The organism is Pseudobutyrivibrio sp. LB2011, assembly GCF_000701765.1.
GTDB lineage: Bacteria > Bacillota > Clostridia > Lachnospirales > Lachnospiraceae > Pseudobutyrivibrio > Pseudobutyrivibrio ruminis.
The window spans coordinates 457,770-476,181 of the sequence record NZ_JNJS01000001.1 but is presented as its reverse complement, the minus strand read 5'-3'; the positions used below and the strand labels follow the sequence as shown (position 1 = coordinate 476,181).

17 protein-coding genes are annotated in these 18,412 nt (G+C 39.6%); all 17 read right to left on the bottom strand.

Going from position 1 to position 18,412, the window contains the following annotated elements; genetic code table 11:
• Positions 1–11: 11 nt before the first annotated feature.
• The 17 genes from T375_RS02160 to T375_RS02080 all read right to left on the bottom strand — a co-directional run bounded on the left by T375_RS02160 (position 12) and on the right by T375_RS02080 (position 18,410).
• The gene (locus T375_RS02160) at positions 12–1,160 is read right to left on the bottom strand and encodes an Mbeg1-like protein (RefSeq protein ID WP_049960245.1); all 1,149 of its coding nucleotides are present in this window, start codon (positions 1,158–1,160) and stop codon (positions 12–14) included.
• A gap of 8 nt (positions 1,161–1,168) precedes the next feature.
• Positions 1,169–1,906: a DUF308 domain-containing protein gene (locus tag T375_RS02155; protein ID WP_044934321.1), complete on the bottom strand. Its 738-nt coding sequence runs from the start codon at positions 1,904–1,906 to the stop codon at positions 1,169–1,171.
• Between the two features lie 41 nt (positions 1,907–1,947).
• Entirely contained in the window at positions 1,948–2,589 is a 642-nt protein-coding gene (locus tag T375_RS02150; RefSeq protein ID WP_044934319.1) for a CPBP family intramembrane glutamic endopeptidase, read from the bottom strand.
• Entirely contained in the window at positions 2,576–3,229 is a 654-nt protein-coding gene (locus T375_RS02145) for an HAD hydrolase-like protein (protein WP_033154055.1), read from the bottom strand. Before T375_RS02145 ends, T375_RS02150 begins: the two co-directional genes overlap by 14 nt.
• The gene (locus T375_RS02140; protein ID WP_044934317.1) at positions 3,226–5,466 is read right to left on the bottom strand and encodes a DNA gyrase/topoisomerase IV subunit A; all 2,241 of its coding nucleotides are present in this window, start codon (positions 5,464–5,466) and stop codon (positions 3,226–3,228) included. The genes T375_RS02145 and T375_RS02140 overlap by 4 nt, the downstream gene beginning before the upstream one ends.
• The gene (locus T375_RS02135) at positions 5,459–7,384 is read right to left on the bottom strand and encodes a DNA gyrase/topoisomerase IV subunit B (RefSeq protein WP_044934316.1); all 1,926 of its coding nucleotides are present in this window, start codon (positions 7,382–7,384) and stop codon (positions 5,459–5,461) included. The genes T375_RS02140 and T375_RS02135 overlap by 8 nt, the downstream gene beginning before the upstream one ends.
• An 81-nt stretch (positions 7,385–7,465) precedes the next feature.
• Complete coding sequence (gene dut, locus T375_RS02130; RefSeq protein ID WP_044934314.1) at positions 7,466–7,903, bottom strand: dUTP diphosphatase; 438 nt, start codon at positions 7,901–7,903, stop codon at positions 7,466–7,468.
• A 16-nt stretch (positions 7,904–7,919) separates the two neighbouring features.
• Positions 7,920–8,411, bottom strand: coding sequence for an anaerobic ribonucleoside-triphosphate reductase activating protein (gene nrdG, locus T375_RS02125; RefSeq protein ID WP_044934312.1), 492 nt, complete (start codon positions 8,409–8,411; stop codon positions 7,920–7,922).
• Between the two features lie 14 nt (positions 8,412–8,425).
• The gene (nrdD, locus tag T375_RS02120; RefSeq protein ID WP_044934310.1) at positions 8,426–10,549 is read right to left on the bottom strand and encodes an anaerobic ribonucleoside-triphosphate reductase; all 2,124 of its coding nucleotides are present in this window, start codon (positions 10,547–10,549) and stop codon (positions 8,426–8,428) included.
• 170 nt (positions 10,550–10,719) lie between these two features.
• A complete protein-coding gene (locus tag T375_RS02115; protein WP_044934308.1) occupies positions 10,720–11,709 on the bottom strand; it encodes a radical SAM/SPASM domain-containing protein in 990 nt (329 codons plus the stop codon).
• A complete protein-coding gene (locus tag T375_RS02110; protein ID WP_044934305.1) occupies positions 11,703–13,424 on the bottom strand; it encodes a DUF2207 domain-containing protein in 1,722 nt (573 codons plus the stop codon). Before T375_RS02110 ends, T375_RS02115 begins: the two co-directional genes overlap by 7 nt.
• Positions 13,417–14,439 carry an NAD(P)H-dependent glycerol-3-phosphate dehydrogenase gene (locus tag T375_RS02105; protein WP_044934302.1) on the bottom strand — a complete coding sequence of 341 codons (1,023 nt, stop codon included), beginning with the start codon at positions 14,437–14,439 and terminating at the stop codon, positions 13,417–13,419. The genes T375_RS02110 and T375_RS02105 overlap by 8 nt, the downstream gene beginning before the upstream one ends.
• Positions 14,439–15,098, bottom strand: coding sequence for a glycerol-3-phosphate 1-O-acyltransferase PlsY (plsY, locus tag T375_RS02100; protein WP_049960244.1), 660 nt, complete (start codon positions 15,096–15,098; stop codon positions 14,439–14,441). Before plsY ends, T375_RS02105 begins: the two co-directional genes overlap by 1 nt.
• Entirely contained in the window at positions 15,098–16,423 is a 1,326-nt protein-coding gene (der, locus tag T375_RS02095; RefSeq protein WP_044934299.1) for a ribosome biogenesis GTPase Der, read from the bottom strand. Before der ends, plsY begins: the two co-directional genes overlap by 1 nt.
• Before the next feature lie 13 nt (positions 16,424–16,436).
• Positions 16,437–17,756, bottom strand: a complete 1,320-nt coding sequence (locus tag T375_RS02090) for a radical SAM protein (protein WP_044934296.1) — start codon at positions 17,754–17,756, stop codon at positions 16,437–16,439.
• Positions 17,750–18,109 (bottom strand): YraN family protein, encoded by a 360-nt coding sequence (locus T375_RS02085; RefSeq protein WP_033154043.1) that lies wholly within the window; start codon positions 18,107–18,109, stop codon positions 17,750–17,752. Before T375_RS02085 ends, T375_RS02090 begins: the two co-directional genes overlap by 7 nt.
• A 13-nt stretch (positions 18,110–18,122) precedes the next feature.
• A complete protein-coding gene (locus T375_RS02080) occupies positions 18,123–18,410 on the bottom strand; it encodes an EscU/YscU/HrcU family type III secretion system export apparatus switch protein (RefSeq protein ID WP_033154042.1) in 288 nt (95 codons plus the stop codon).
• Between the last annotated feature and the right edge of the window lie 2 nt (positions 18,411–18,412).

Sequence of the window (18,412 nt, the reverse complement as noted above, 5' to 3'; positions counted from 1 at the left end):
TTATTTTCTCTTTATTTCTCGTTTTTTCTCATTATTAAACTTTTAGGTAGCTTAGAAAGCAGAGAATGCTTAAGACTATCGCCACCTGCAGCCACAAGTTTGCCAAATACATCCAAAATCAAAGCCTGATTCTTCGGATCAAGAGTTTGTATCTCTTTTGTTAGCGACGCAATAGACCTGACTTTACTAGATGTAATCTGTGAAAGCCTTGTAGCCCCTGATGAGCTAATAAGGGATGAAAAGAAAACATCACCAAATGCCGCCCTGGTCTCATAATCAAACTGAACAGCCCATTTCTTGATGACTTCATCAATTAAAACTGAAGACGAAGCAACTGCATCTACCTGCTCAAATCTATTGCGTTTTATCTGCCAGCTCAATGGGTCATGTTGGTTAATCCCCTTTGCATCACTGACAATAACCTGCATCTTTGCCTCTGTATACATAAGCATTCCAATAATAGATTCTTCCGGAATATACTTATGAACTCTATTAATCATAGCTTTATAAGCAGGCTTTTTGAGGACTTCCGGAATAAATCCAGGTCCATCAAAATTATACACTTCTAAGATACTATCCTGTATATGGCCCCTGCAGAATGTGCTTCCATAAACAGCAAAATTACCACCCTTTGAGTGGCCACCAATTCGAAGCTTTTTCATTGTCCTAGCAAAATTGGTATTGAGATAATCTGCCGCCTGAAGCTGACCGCCAGTGCCTTCAGAAAAGCACATGTTAAAATCTTCTTTCCACCCAACAAGTGTATCGTCAGTTCCTCTAAAAGCAACAAAAATAGTGCCATCAGGCAAATAAAAACTGCAAACAGCAAACTGAGTCTGTTTCCTAGCATCAACATCATTAACAAAACCTGCAAGCTTCATTCCACCAAATCTTTTAGAATTAGCCATTTTAGGCATAATAAAGGGAGCAAGCTTAGTCATAGCTGTTCTTGCCATCAAACCTTCTTCTGTGAATTTTTCAAAAAATATTTTGTTGAGATCTTCTATTGAGATTTTTTCTTTTAGGCCAGGACCAGGCACTAAACCATCAAAAGGTGCATACACCAGCTCGCAAAGAGCCAGTGCATCCACCTCATTAAACGGATCTATATTGAAAGGGACATCCCCTCTCCAGTCAAGATAATCAAAGATGTTAGCCATACAACATACTATTCCTCAAATAAAGCATCTGAGCCAGCCTCAGGCTGCGACTTTGTTTCTTCTGCAAACTCAACTACAGGCTCTTCCTCAAAAATAGATTCATCTACTTTGTTTTTGCCTGAAATTGGAGAATCCTCCATGTTGCGATTAAAGTTTCTATTAGAATCCTTTTTATGATCCCTAAGGCCAATCACCATAAGTAACAATGAAAATAGAGAAAATGCTCCTACCACTACTAAGTAAGCGGATGCATAAACATTTCCATCAAAAATCTTGATAGGTGTTAAAAGCAGGTAAATGCTTGCGGCAATTGTAGCTGCCCCGAGAATCAAGCTTAAGAACCAAGAGCCTCTTTGAATGTGGAACAATGCAAATGACTGCTGAAGCATGATAGCACCAAAAACCACACCTATAAGGCAAACAAGAGCATCAATAAATGCTGATACAATATCCGCATTTACGATAAAAACTGCACCTATTACAACAAGGATGACACCCATTGTAAAACCATAGCTAGTGATTCTAGTAAATTCATGATTAAAGAAATATTTAATCATGTAGTACATTCCAAAACAAATAAATAAAATACCAAAACCTAAAATAGAGAATGAATATACCACTTTTGAAATAAACTCTACATTAAGTGTGAGCAAACAAATACCAACAGCCAGGTAAGCAATCGCTCCGATAATATTGGCAATCAAGCCTGCCTTTGAGTCCTTAATTTCTTCTTGTGTGTGAGCCATAGTCTCCTCCTTAGTATTGATTAAGTGATAATAATCAGTATTTAACCAAATAATATAGCAGTAAGATTTATTAAACAGTGAGCAATAATGCACATGGATAAACGTTTATTTTTAATATACATAAATCCAAGGGCTGCTCCCATCAATACTGCATATATGAATTGTACTATATTATTGTGTAGAATTCCAAAACAAATTGAGGAAATCACTACCGCTGGAACCGGGCCATACCATAAGCATAGCTGGCCTGTTAGAATCCCTCGCATTAATAATTCCTCCAATATCGGAATTACTAAACAGTTGCATAACACCTTCATTACTAAATCGCCATCAGTAAGTATGCTGTTGGCTCTGGCAAAGCCTGCCGACGATTCAACCAAACCACTATGGGTCAGAGCTACGTTTAGTAAAACTGCCACAGCTACCGTTGCCACAACCCATATCGCATATACGAAGACTTGCTTTTTGTTTTTAACAGGCTCCGGAATAAGCTTTGGAACATTTGAATAAATAATATACATTGGCACAATGCAAACAATGCCTGCTATAAGCAGACATGAAAGCTTGCCGTATTTATCTCCTATGATATCAAGAAGCAACGAAACTCCCAGCTGATATACAAAGAAATAAACAAGCAATGGATATATAATTTGAATGATTCTATTCTGTCTAATTTGCTTCAATGTATTCAAGCACCTCATTTGGATAGTCTAAAATAGTGACAGCTCCAGCATCTTCCAAATCCCACTTTGAACCAAAGCCCCAGGAAACACCAATGCAATCGATTCCTCTTTGTGCAGCACCTTCTGCATCGAACTTAGTATCACCAACAAGTACTGTTTCTTCCTTTTTGTGCCATGGTGCACGTGAAAAACATAAGTCTATTACTTCTGCTTTTGTATCTATGGAAGCATCCAATGTAGCTCCACAAATATCAGTGAAATAATGGTCTATACCAAGCTTTGCCAATAGCTTTCTAGCAGTTGGTTCTGGCTTTGAAGTGCAGACAAACAAGCAATAACCTCTTTTGTTTAATGCAGCAAGAAGCTCTTCTATTCCAGCGTATACCTTGGCATTAAACATACCATTTTCCTTGTCATAATACTGTCTGTAAGCGGCAACAGCACCATCAAAATCCTCATCCTTAATATGCAAAAGCTTTGGAAAAGAATATGTAAATGGTGGCCCTACGCATTTACGAAGTGTAACAAAATCTGGAATGTCATATCCATATTTTGTAAGGGCAACCTTCAGCCCCTCAATAATACCAGGAGCTGAATCAACAAGTGTGCCATCTAAATCAAAATAAACATTTTTTATCATTTCTTAACGCCCTTTGTGTCTCTGCTTGCGATGTGAAGTCGTCCGATTGAAACAGTTTTGTCTTTAACCTTAACATCTACATTTTCGCCTTCGCCAAGAATGTAAATATTAATAAGCTCGTCGCCTTTGCCAAGTTTCATTCCACGGACACCAACTGCTGTCTTTTTCTTTTCAGGAATTGTGTCCCCTTCAATTCGAAGGAACATATCCTTTGCAGACTGCATTACAACAGAGCTACCAGGATTAAGCTTGCCAACACATATAACCTTATCGTCATCAGCAAGTTTGGTTGCAGCAATTTGCTTTCTAGTAACGTCAAATTCTGCACCCTCAACAACCTTAATCATAGATTGCTTAGTACCGAATAAAAGTCGTGATTGGATAATGTTAGCCATTGAATCTGCAAAGATAAGATTCTGCTTTGTAAGATCAATCTTTGATCCCTTTTCTGCAGTGTCGATTGGCAGTCCCTTATCACGGAACTTACCAAATGGAAGGCTAAGAACCTTAATCGCATGCATATCTCCGTCATCTGTAAAGAGACAAATCTTATCTATATTTTTACAGAAAATAATCTTTTTAGATTCAGTCTCTGCTGCTTCTTTATTACGCTCGAATGTAGGCATATCTACTACACGAGCATATGCAAATCTGTCGATAAGAACTGCCACATCAATTTCCTCGATTGGCTTTTCTTCTACAACAGCCTCTTCTACGTTATCAATAACAGTGCGGCGCTCTCTAGCATACTCTTTCTTGATAGCCTGTAAATCCTTGATGATAACCTTTGCCATCTCAGCACGGCTCTCAAGAATCTTTGTATAATCAGCAATCTTCTGCATTGTCTCAGCATAATCACCACGCAATGCTTCGATTTCCAAACCGATTAATCTGTGGAGACGCATATCAAGGATAGCCTGAGCCTGACGCTCAGTAAACTTGAGTAAAGCTGCATCCTTTTTCGACTGCTCAGACTTGAACTTGATACCTTCAGTGATACCTTCAACAAGACAAGCCTTAGCCTGCTTTACATCCTTTGAACCACGAAGAATTTCGATGATAAGGTCGATAACATCACAAGCCTTAATCAAACCTTCCTGGATTTCCTTTTTCTCGCGCTCTTTGCCAAGTAAATGAGTGTACTTTCTAGTGCAAAGCTCATACTGGAAGTTAACATGATGTCTGATGATTGGAACGATACCGAGAGTCTCTGGCTTTCCATCAGCAACAGCAAGCATGTTTACACCAAATGTATCCTCAAGACGAGTCTTCTTGTAGAGGAGGTTAAGGACATTCTGTGCATCAGCACCCTTGCGAAGCTCAACAATAATTCGCATACCATCCTTTGAAGACTGGTTTGAAATATCTGTAATATCGTTGGTCTTTTTAGACTCAACAAGTGAATATATATCATTAAGGAACTTTCCGATATTGGCACCAATCATAGGATAAGGAATCTCCGTAATTACGATTTGTTCCTTACCACCTTTAATCTTTTCGATTTCTGCCTTACCACGGATTTTGATTTTACCAACACCTGTTGAGTAAATCTCAAGCAAATCATCCTTGTTTGTGATAATTCCACCTGTTGGGAAATCAGGACCTGGAATGATTTTAAGCATCTGAGCTGTGTTAATATCTGGATCCTTCATGTATGCAATAACGCCATCAATAACCTCACCAAGGTTGTGCTGAGGAATTGATGTAACCATACCAACGGCAATACCATCGGAACCATTGATAAGGATGTTAGGAACACGAACAGGAAGAACCTCTGGCTCCTTTTCTGTCTCATCATAGTTTGGTACGAAATCTACTACGTTTTTATCAAGGTCCCCAAGATAAACCTCCTGGGCAACCTTAGCAAGACGAGCCTCAGTGTAACGCATAGCAGCGGCACCATCACCTTCAATGGAACCAAAGTTACCATGGCCATCAACAAGTGGAAGGCTCTTCTTGAAATCCTGTGTCATAACAACAAGTGCTTCGTAGATTGAGCTATCACCATGTGGGTGATATTTACCCATGGTATCACCTACGATACGGGCACTCTTTTTATATGGTTTATTATAATCAACCTTTAACTCGTACATATCGTACAGGGTACGACGCTGTACAGGCTTAAGACCATCTCTAACATCTGGAACTGCACGTGCAAGGATAACCGACATAGAATAGTCTATAAAGGATTTCTGCATAATCTCAGAATATTCGGTTCTTATAATCTCACTAGGCATCTATCTCTGCCTCCTTTGCGTGTTTGTAAATAAAGTCTTTTCTAGGAGCAACGTCGCTACCCATAAGAAGCTCTGTTACCTCGGAAGCCATAAGAGCATCCTCAATTTCAACAAGCTTAAGCTTACGACGCTCAGGATCAAGTGTAGTTTCCCAAAGCTGATCCTTGTCCATCTCACCAAGACCTTTGTATCGCTGAAGAGTGAATGTCTTTCCATTCATCTTTTTACGATATTTATCTAGGGCAACATCATCGTAAAGGTATTCTTCCTCGCCCTTTGTAGGAATAGCCTTGTAAAGAGGAGGCATAGCGATGTATACGTGACCTTCCTTGATGAGCTCTGGCATAAATCTGTAGAAGAATGTCAGAAGCAATGTACAGATGTGGGCACCATCAACGTCGGCATCGGCCATGATTACGATTTTGTCATAGCGAAGCTTTGAAATATCGAAGTCGTTACCATATCCCTCTGAAAAACCACATCCGAAAGCATTGATAAGTGTCTTAATTTCAGCATTTGCAAGAACCTTATCCATCGATGCCTTTTCAACATTAAGAATCTTTCCTCGGATAGGCATGATAGCCTGATACATACGATTTCGAGCCATCTTTGCAGAACCACCAGCGGAATCTCCCTCTACGATAAAGATTTCACACTTGCTTGCATCTCTTGATTCGCAGTTTGCAAGCTTACCATTTTGGTCGAAAGAAAACTTCTGCTTTGTAAGAAGGTTTGTCTTTGCCTTTTCTTCGGATTTACGAATCTTTGCAGATTTCTCTGCACAAGAAATAATTGCCTTTAATGTATCTAAGTTTCTATCGAAATAGAGAACAAACTCATCCTGACAAATCTTCTGAGTAGCCTTTGAAGCATCTGGATTATCAAGCTTTGTCTTTGTCTGTCCTTCGAAGCGAGGATCTGGATGCTTGATAGAAACAATAGCTGTAATTCCGTTACGAACATCAGCACCAGTGAAATTAGCATCCTTGTCCTTTAAAATACCAAGCTCACGGGCATAGTTATTAATAACAGTTGTAAGAACTGTCTTGAAACCTGTGATATGTGTACCACCCTCAGAGTTGTAGATATTGTTACAGAAACCAAGGATATTCTCCTTGAATTCGTTACAATACTGGAATGCAACCTCTAGCTCGATTCCATCAGCACTACCGCTGAAATAGATAACATCGTGAAGAGCTTCTGCAGTTTTATTAATCTCCTTTACAAAGCCTTTGATTCCATCTGGCTCATGGAAAGTGAGATACTCTGGCTCCTCACCACGTAAATCTGCATAATTGATTGTAAGACCTGGATTAAGATATGCAGTCTCGTGAAGACGCGACTTTATATCTTCCTCCTTGAAATAAGTCTTTTCAAAGATTTCTGGATCAGGAAGGAAGTTGATTTTTGTACCGTGCTTTGTTGTCTTGGCAATCTTTGGAAGAAGACCATCAACAAGTTTTTCTGTAGGTACGCCTCTTTCGTATCTATCGTGGTGAACGTAACCCTCACGAGAAATATCTACAGTCATGTATGTACTAAGAGCATTTACAACTGAAGAACCTACACCGTGAAGACCGCCAGATGTTTTATAGACACTGTCATCAAACTTACCACCTGCGTGAAGTGTAGAGAAAACAAGACGTGCAGCAGGCACACCCTTTGCATGCATTCCAACTGGAATACCACGACCGTTATCCTCTACTGTACAGCTGCCGTCCTTTTCAAGAGTAACATGGATAGTGTCGCACTCGCCGGCCAAATGCTCATCTACTGAGTTGTCCACTATCTCATATATAAGATGGTTCAAGCCCTTTCGTGATGTTGAACCAATATACATGCCGGGTCTTTTTCTAACAGCCTCAAGACCTTCTAAAACAGATATACTGCTGGCATCATAAGTAACTTTGTTTGCCATAAAATCATACTCTCTTTCGATATAATTTATAAAAACGCTGAAAGGCGTCTGGTACAAAACCAGGCGCCAACGTAATAAATACTAATGTTTTCCAGTGGAACCAAATCCGCCTTCTCCTCTAGCGGTATCAGATAAATTTGAAACCTCATTAAAGTCAACAGATAAAAATGGTACAACCACAAGCTGAGCAATCTTTTCAGCTGGTGTAATAACTCTAGCCTGCTCTCCATCGTTGTGAAGGGCAACCTTTATTTCTCCCCTGTAATCAGAATCTACCACGCCAACACAGTTTGCTGGTCGAAGACCTTCCTTTGCAGATAATCCGGAACGAGCAAAAATGCCTCCAAAATACCCTTCAGGAATCTCCATCGCAAGACCTGTTCCAATCATCTTGGTCTCGTGTGGCGCAATAGTAACATCCTCTGCAACATCAGCAAATAAATCATAACCAGCTGCTGATACTGAGCCACGCTCAGGAAGCTTTGCAGAATCAGTCATACGCAAAATATTAATATTCATTTTTATTCTCCATTTGTTAATCTACATGCAAAACGATTTGTCCAAGCTTTCTAGTCTGTGGAACATCAATAACACGCTGATTGATACTTCCTCTCCATTTTGCCTGCAAATCTATCTTATCAATTTCAAATTCTCCGTCAACCAGAACATCCAAATATTCCATAATTTCCAGAGATTTTATTTCTTCATAAGTGAAGCCTGTGTAAAGCCAGACGGTCTTGCCGGGAAATCTCTCCCTAATTTCCCGGGCAAGCTCCGTCACTTCCTGACGATTGCCAGGATAAAGTGGATCTCCGCCACTAAATGTTATGCCTGATATATAGTCGCGAGATAAGACCTCGTATAATTCATCCTTTGCAGCCTGATCAAATTTAAGTCCTCCATCAGGATCCCAAGTAACCGGGTTCTGACACTCCTTACAATGATGATCACAGCCAGCCACCCAAAGTACAGCACGAAGGCCGTCACCGTTGAGCATGTCATCCTTTGTAATGTTATGGTAATTCATATTCTTCAAGTCCTTTACATTGATTTACGATCAGCAATCTCTGCCATCTTTGCCTCATTCAAACGTGTATCTCCCTTTACACGTGAATATGACAAGTATCCATTCATACGGTCGATTTTTGTAAGATTCTTGCTGCCGCAAACTGGGCAAACATCCATCTCTAATTCCTCGTGTCCGCAATCATCACAGTATGAAAGGGAAAGGTTAACTCCTTCGTAGAAGCCCTTTGCCATAGCGCGACGAACAAGTGTCTTTACAGCGTCGCGGTTGTAATTGATTGGGTAACGAACGTACTGAATCTTTCCACCGTTTGAAAGCTCCCAGAATCTGCCTTCCAAATCCTGCTTTTCAATTGGTGTGATGTCTTCTGTAACGTGGCAGTGGAATGAGTTTGAAACGTACTCTCTGTCAGATACATTTTCAACGATTCCGTATTTATTTCTAAACTGCTTTACCTGAAGTCCGCAGAGGTTCTCAGCTGGTGTGCCATAGATAGCATAAAGATTGCCATCCTCCTCCTTGAACTGATTTACTTTTTCATTGATATGCTTAAGAACCTCGATAGCGAAATCTCCGTCTTCTACAAGAGATTTGCCATTGTAAAGCTCCTGAAGCTCGTTAAATGCAGTAATACCAAATGACGCAGTTGCGGCCTTAAGAAGTGGCTTAATCTTGTCGTGGAAACCAAGGTGTCCACCGTAGAAACCGCCCTCGCAGTATGCAAGTGGATTTGTGCTAGCACGCATTTCTCCAAGGTATGCATATGTACGAATGTGAAGCTTTCTAATCATTTCAAGATAGTAATCAAGCACTTCGTAGAAATCCTTTGATTCCTGACGTGACTTTGCAAGAATCATTGGCAAGTGGAGTGAAACTGCACCGATATTGAAACGGCCAATAAATACTGGCTCATCATTTTCATCAGCTGGCTTCATGCCGCCCTTTTCATACCAAGGTGAAAGGAATGCACGACATCCCATAGGTGAAATGACCTTGCCATATTTCTTGTACATGCTGGCAATGTAACCCTCACCTGTAAGAGAAAGCCAATCAGGATACATTGTCTTGCGTGAGCAATCGATACCTGCTTCGAAAACATCCTCAAGCTCTTTACCAGGGCCGTGAAGATTTTCATCGTAAAGGAATACAATCTTAGGGAAAAGAACTGGCTTCTTGAAGCCTGGCTTTCCCTGGCCGATTGAGCGAACCTTTAAGCATGCCTTTGATGCCATCTTTGCAAATACTGATGTACCAAGACCAATTGTAACAGTGATAAATGGATAGTCACCACGGCTAGATGCAACTGTGTTGAACTTGTACTCCCATCCCTGGAAGCCCTGCTCCATTTCTCTTTCTACTTCTGCCATTGATACTTCGTGAGCCTTTTCCTCACCAATGCCAAGGGCAATGTATTTTTCCATGTATTTATCAAATGATTTCTGAGCATATTTCTCAAGAATCTGATCAGCCTGAGGAATAGTGAAACCACCGTACTGCTGGCTTGCAGCAGAAAGAACGATGTCACCGATAACATCAAATGCTACATCCAAGCTCTTTGGCTCGTTGTAGAAAATGTTACCCATTTCAAAACCGCCCTCAAGAACTGACTTTACATCGAAAAGACAACAGTTCATTGTGTCTCTTCTGGCGTTCATATCGTGGATGTAGATATAGCCATCACGAATAGCCTGCACTTCCTCAGTTGTAAGGAAGAATTTCTTGTAAAGCTCTCTATTAAGCTCATTGAAAATCAAAGAACGTTTTGTGGATACAAGCGCAGAATCAGTATTTGAATTCTCCTTGTCACCGATATACATGATGTTTTGAGACTTCTTATAAACATCATCCAGCATCTGGACAAAATCCTGCTTGTAATTGCGGTAATCGCGGTAAGATTTCGCAACCATAGGGTTAACACGTTCCAAAGCACCCTCAACAATGTTATGCATTTGCGCAATTTCAATTTTCTCAAGGCCAAGTTCCTCCACTCTTTCTTCAACGAATTGACAGATAAACTTTTCCTGCTCAGGAGTAAATTTTACAAGTACGCGTGTAGCAGATTTTCCAACAGCTTCTACAACTTTTTGCACATCAAATGGTTCAAGTGAGCCATCCTTTTTAACTACATATCTTTTCATGTTCCGCCTCCGGGTTTTATATAAAAATGAATCGTATTGTATATAATATTCAGTCAATATCTAGTTGATTTAAAACAAAAACTACTAGATATTGTGTTGATAGAATTATACTACCACCACATTATCTAGTAGTCAATAGACTTCTGTACCACAAAATAAAGTTTCACAATTTAGTCATAATAACACCCTACATCTTTATGATTTAAATCACCATAGGTGGCATATGTAAGACATTTCAAGCCGCCCTTGCAAAATGAGCTGTAATCGCAATCACTACAGTCATCAGGGATTGTATCTGCTCTAAGCGACTTTAACACGTCAGAGTTGTTGTAAAGATCAAGCATATTGTCAGCAAGTAGATTTCCCACCACAATTGGCATACGCCTGCAAGGTACTAAATCTCCATTTTCCATAACAGTCAAAAGAGTATTCCCGGCTGTGCAGGAATAAGGCAGATTATTTGTCTTTAAAAATTGCAGTGCACGATATAGTGCAACTTCTGTTTTACAGCCCTGTCTTCTTAGTGCAAAGCTCTCCCTTGTGATCATATCAAGGTACTCTTTCGTTTGCTCTTTATTCATGCAAAGGTTAACCTCTGGAGAATTCAATGGAATATATCTATCCGACCATACAGTGTCCACTCCATATCTTTTTGCAAACTTTACAACGTTTGGCAGCTCTTTATAATTGAGAGCCGTTGCAGTAAAAGACAAAGAAACATAAACATTGTATTTTCTCAGCAGCTTTACAGCCTTTGCCACTTTAGAATAAACGCCCTTGCCTCTTATGTAGTCGTTAGTTTTCTTGCTGCCTTCCAGGCTCACCTGAACATATTCTGGGCCATAACTGGCAATCCTTTTTGCTATCTCATCCGTGATAAGAGTGCCATTTGTAAGAATCGAGAAACTATATAAATCACTATCCTTCTTAAATTCTTCTAAGAGCTCAAAAAAATGAGGAGAACACAGTGGTTCCCCTCCTGTTATATTAATATGTCCTTTGATTTTCTGCTCCTTAAGAAGCTGTCTGTATTGATTTAAAATACCCAAAAGCTGCTCACTATTAAGTGAAACGGGTACATGACCTTCTTGATAACAATGTAAGCATTTAAGATTGCAGCTTTCACTGATATGCCATTGCAATACAAATTCTCTTACCATGAGCCGCCTCCGCCGCAAGAAGAACATCCACCACCACAAGATGAGCATCCGCCGCCACATCCTGAGCTAGAACCAGAGCTAGAACTGCTGCTTGTATATGTATCTGTATAATACACAGAGCTTGTTATATTATCTGTATACTTTCGATATCTGTTTGTTGCATCTGCAGTGTAATCATATTTCTGTACGAGCTTTTTGGATATACCCAGAATAAAAGCGTATGGAAGAATCTCATCAAAATAATCAGGGTCTTCCTTAATCTTTGCCTCTAAATCTGTCTTTTTTATTCCAGAAAGATAATCCTTATATGCTTCAACTCTAGCTTGCAACTCTTCGCCATAGGCACTCTTTTTAGGCGTATTAGCTGCAAAAAATCCTATAGCTATAATTGCAAGGAATGCAGGCAAAAAGAACCATCTAAGAGTCGGATCCATATCCTCCGACTTAATATAGGCAAATCCCCAAGCTACACAGGAAGCAAAAAACAGAAAGCTAGATATAAAAAACTCTACGTAAGATGTAATATTGTAAATTTGAGAATCAAACTTCGCTTCTAACATTTTGCAAAGCTTACCATTTAGCTTACGAACACTTTTATCCTCTGCTGGGTTCACCTCAGAACCATTTTGGAAAAGCCCTTCATATACAAGCTTCTCTGCTTCAGTCATATTACCAATACTTGTATTTACTTTATGAATCTTTAATTTTGTTTTACTACTAGGGTTCTTAATACGTATATACCCTTTGGCAGCAAGCTGAATAATTACAGTTACCAGAAGAAGCTGTCCACTTCCCTGGTAGATATAACCCATTTCAACAGCTTCAAGGCCACCAGGAGCTGTCCCAGAAACATATTCGCCATCAAACAAATCGCTATCTTTATTTTTATTCCAGAAGAAAAAGCTAATTAAAACACTGGCCAGGCAAATCAGACATAGTCTAAAGGCAAGGCTCTTATAATTAACTGTAGAATCTGTGAAGTACCCATCCGGCAATTCAACATCAACAGTGAGTGCTCCATTTAGATGATAATCCTTAGAAACCACTGCTGTAATGGTATTACCATCAACTGTGTAATCTACTTGGGAAGAAATATCTTTCTTACGCTTTTTGTCCGCAAAGAATGACACTTTGCTGGATGAATCAATATCCTTAGGCAAAGTGATATTAACCTTAGCTCCATTGATTTCAGTGCCCCAATAATCGCCAAAAGCATGAAAAATCAACTCATCAAAGCCCTTGTAAACATCGCCACCCATATCATAATCGTAGGATATTACGTAGTCATAATAACCTTCATCTAAAGTATAATAAGCACTTCCTATTTTGATTCGCTTCTTTCCATGAATGTTATCAACTGTATATTCTTCGTTTTCGCACTCAAGGTTAGTAATTTCACCCTTTCTTGACATAGTTTTCTTGTCTTTTGAGGTATACTTGAGCCATTCTGGAATAAAACGAAAAATACCATGATGCCCATCTTCATAGAAATTTACAGTAATATCTTCAGTAACGTGAATTTTATTATTGTCATCCACATCAAGATTCACTTCATAAGCTTCAATTGTAAAACCATCTGCCTTGGAAGCCTTGGATGATGAGCTATTTATAATAAATCCAACTATCTGGATCCCACAGAGAATCAGGCAAATTATTCCTAAAATAAAAAAGGTTACACCGAAGAAGTGTAACCATTCCTTGCATCTTTTAAACACCACAACACTCCCACTCTAAATCTGATGTTTCATCCTTCTTAGAACGAGTCATCAGCTCATATACTGCATCCTTTGCAGCAAGTCCATCGAAAAGAACCGCATTTACGATATCTACGATAGGCATTTCGATATTGTATTTTTCTGCAAGCTTCTTTGCCGCCTTTGCAGAATATACGCCTTCTACAACCATGGCGACCTTTTCCATAGCCTCATCCTTGCTCATACCCTGGCCAATGTAGTAACCAGCCATTCTGTTTCTAGAATGAATAGATGAGCATGTAACAATCAAATCACCGACACCTGTAAGACCTGATAATGTCTCAGCCTGGCCACCCATTGCAACTGCAAGTGCAGAGATTTCCTTGATACCACGAGTAATAAGAGCAGCCTTTGCATTGTCGCCAAAACCAAGGCCATCTGACATACCAGCAGCAAGTGCGATAACGTTTTTCAACGCAGCACCAACCTCTATACCCTTAACATCTGGTGATGAATATACTCTGAAATATTTGTTCATGAAAAGATTCTGAACAAAAAGCGCTGTCTGACGGTCTGTTGAACCAGCAACTACAAGTGTAGGCTTGAATACAACAACCTCCTCAGCATGGCTTGGGCCAGATAATACGCATATACGTTTATCCTTTCCTAGCACATCCTCCAGAATTTCTGTCTGTGTAAAAAGAGTATCTTCCTCAATACCCTTTGTAACTGTAATGAAAATCTGATTTGGATTAACAAAGGATTTAATCTTTTCAGCTGTCTCTCTAGTTGCTTTTGATGGAACAGCCATCAAAATAACATCAGCGAACTTTGCTGCAGACTCAATATCTGCAGTAAACTTCATAGATTCTGGAAGCTTAACTCCCTTTATTTTGTCACTGGTATGAGTGTCATTCATCTGATCAACCTGTGACTGACGATGTGACCAAACCTCTACTTCATGACCATTTTTGTTAAGCATTACAGCAAGGGCTATACCCCAGCTTCCTGCACCTAAAACACTAATTCTTGCCATTATGCCCTCGTTTCTGGATGGAATGAGAATTTGTTCTCTTTTCCATTGATTAGACGTCCAATATTTGCATGATGAAGTGCAATTGAAAGTGCAGAAACAAGGCAGCAAATAACAAGTGCTTCCTTAAGCTGTGCTCCTTCAAATTTGCCATCTAAAAGTCCCATCTTGGCACCGATAAGCATCTCGATTGCAAATGAAAGCTCACCAATGATAGAACCAAGTGATACATAGCGAGTAAGTGCAACAATCGCTATAAATACACAGGCTGGAATTGGAAGTCCCATTGGGAAAAGTGCGATAATAAAACCGAGTGTAGATGCAACGCCCTTTCCACCTTTAAAATGCATGTAACATGGGAAATCATGACCAAGCACACAGCCAAGGCCTGCATATACCATGTAAATGTTAACGTTTTCTACAAAACGTCCAAAAATCAGCCAAACAAAAAATACCGCTACTACGCACTTAAGGCAGTCCCAAGCAAGTGTAGCAAGACCTGCAGGAACTCCAAGAGTTCTCATGGTGTTAGTAGAACCAACATTACCACTACCAACCTTTGTTAAATCAATATTCTTAGATTTACCGATGAGGTATCCCATCAAAATCATTCCAAAACAATAGCCAATAAGTAAAGCTAAAATTCTCCCCAAAACAACCATTATTCGTTTTCCTTTCTCTCTCTAATGATAAATTTTAAAGATGTACCTTCAAAACCAAAGGCATCTCTGATTCTGTTTTCCAAGTATCTAACGTAAGAGAAATGCATCAGGTATTTCTCGTTTACAAAGATAACGAATGTAGGTGGCTTAACTGCAACCTGAGTAGTGTAGTATATCTTAAGGCGCTTGCCCTTGTCTGTAGGTGGCTGCTGAAGTGCAACTGCCTCAGATACGATTTCGTTAAGAACACCTGTAGCTATACGCATTGAGTTGTTTTCAATAACTGCATCGATTGTCTCGTAGATTTTGCCAAGGCGCTGACCGCTCTTAACAGAAATAAAGAGAATTGATGCATATGGCATAAATGAAAGAATCTGACGAATCTTTGTCTCATGCTCCTTCATTGTTTTATCGTTCTTTTCGATAGCATCCCATTTGTTGACGCAGATGATGATACCCTTTCCACGCTCATGAGCGATACCAGCGATTTTAGCATCCTGCTCAGTAACACCTTCTGTAGCATCAATCATGATGATAACAACATCTGCCTTTTCAACAGAAGCAACAGCACGAACTATTGAATAGCGTTCAAGGTCCTCTTTGATTTTGCTCTTACGACGAAGTCCTGCTGTATCGATAAAGATGTAATCCTTGTGATTGTAACGAACCTTTGTATCTACAGCATCACGTGTGGTACCTGCAATATCAGAAACGATAACACGCTCTTCACCGCAAAGCTTATTAATAAGTGATGATTTACCAACATTTGGCTTTCCGATAACTGCTATACGTGGTGTATCATCCTCTTCTTCGTTTTCTGTAGGCTCTGGGAAATAGCTGCAAACAACATCAAGCATATCACCAAAACCAAGACGCGAAGATGCTGAAATAGCGATTGGATCACCAATACCAAGATTGTAGAACTCGTAAACATCAGCCATATCACGCTCAAAGCTGTCTACCTTGTTAACAACAAGAACAACTGGCTTGTGGCTACGTCTAAGCATATCTGCAACCTTTGAATCGCTATCCTGAAGACCTTGCTTTACATCAACAAGGAATACGATAACATCTGCTGTATCAATAGCAATCTGAGCCTGCTCACGCATCTGTGATAAGATGATATCCTTTGAATCTGGCTCTATACCGCCTGTATCAATCATAGTAAAATCGTAATTTAACCATGAAATATCTGCATATATTCTATCTCTTGTAACACCAGGGGTGTCTTTTACAATTGAAATTCGCTCTCCAGCGAGCGCATTAAATAATGTGGATTTACCAACGTTAGGGCGACCTACGATGGCCACTACTGGTCTTGCCATATTATACCTCTTTCTAATGTCCGATTATGGCGTAAACTAAATCACGCCCGTCTGATTGTACTATACGAGTTTTGACTTGTAAAGCCGACTCAAGCTCAGATAAAGTGATGTCATCAAGGAATACTTCCTCGCCACTTCTAAGCATTGTACAAGACAATAATAAACTATCTCCAAGCTCTCTATTTGAAAGCTGTTTTATTAAATCCTGTCCTGTAATTAATCCAGAAACAGTAATTTCTTCTCCGAAAAATTCGTTTGTAATTGCCACAACATCAACAGTAACACGATTGAACTTTTCTGTAATCAAATCTGCAAGCTGACGCATAAATGGAGCTGCAAGCTTTCCTGTTGCGATTGTCACATGGCGCTTTTTCATAAATAAAGGCTTTTTAATATCCTCAAGGGCATCTAAAACCTCTTCATGAAGAAGCCTAAGCATTCCAACACCATTTTCGAGCTGAATAAAACCATCGTATCTATCAGCCTCTGGAAGTGGTCTGCCTGCAAGAATATACCACTCATCAGATGCTTGCACAAAATGATTTCCAAAGCGTTCCATTGCTATCTGCTGCCAATGCTCAATTTGGTCGATTACCTTGCCAGCTTCCTCAGGTGTGTAGGTGCGAAGTGGGAAAAGTCCATCTCTGAACTTTGTGACACCAACAGGCACTACTGACATAGAGCTCATGACAGGCGCAAACTCCATCAAATCAGAAATTGTTCTATCCAATTCTGGTCCATCATTAAGACCTGGGCAGGAAACAACCTGTGCATTCATAGGTATTTCTGCTTCATAAAGCTTGCGAATCTTATCAAGAATATCTCCTGCAAATCGGTTGTGAAGAAGCTTCACTCTAAGCTCAGGATTAGTTGCGTGAACAGATATATTGATTGGACCAAGCTTATAAGCAATGATACGATCTAAATCAGCCATCTTCATATTTGTCAAAGTAACATAGTTACCCTGTAAAAATGAAAGACGTGTATCGTCATCCTTAAAGTAAAGAGTCTCTCGCATGCCTGGTGGCATTTGATCGATGAAGCAAAATGCACATTTATTTGAGCATGATTTGTAATCATCCATAAGACCATTACAGAAAATTACGCCAAGGTCTTCTCCCTCTTCCTTCTCAACAAAAACTGAAGAGGTAGTCCCATCCTCATGGAGGAGCTCAACAGTGATATCAGCATCATCTGAATAATAATGATAATCAAAAATATCAACGAGCTCTGCATTATTAATTTTTGTGATTATATCCCCAGGAATAAGTCCCGCCCTATCTGCCGGGCTGCCTTCACTTACCTGAGCAATTTTATGACTTGAATTTAACATACTGGTATATACTCAAAAGCATTTTTAATATGCTTTAAATGTCCTTCCTCAATTGCAATAACATCAAACCTAACACTTGTGCCGCCATCCATGTGACGACTATACATATAAAAATCTGCGACTCTAGAAATCTTACGCATTTTATTAAAGTTAACTGCCTCAAAGCCGGTGCCTCTTGCAGCAGATTTTCTATATTTTACTTCTACAAAAACTAAGTAGCTGCCATCCTTTGCAATAATATCTACCTCTCCCATTTTACAATAAAAATTCATTTTGAGAATAGACATTCCTTGACGCTTCAGATAGTCAGCTGCCAGCTTTTCAAAATCATTTCCTTGCGTTCTGTAATTCAATAAAACCTCAATTCTAACCTAGCTTTGATTTAATCTTTTCCATATCATTTACAAAGACCAAAATCTCCGCAACAACCTCGTATAACTCTGGTGGGATTGCATCACCAATATTTAGTTTGCTAAGTGTCTGAGCCAATTCATTATCCTGGTAAAAAGGCACATCCGCCTTCTTTGCCTCTTCGATGATTTGCTCAGCCACATAGCCCTTTCCTGAAGCCAAAATCTTTGGTGCTGTATCTCCAGCCTCGTAAGAAAGGGCAACAGCAGTTTTGTTTTTATCAAATGTCTTTTCTTCTGCCATAA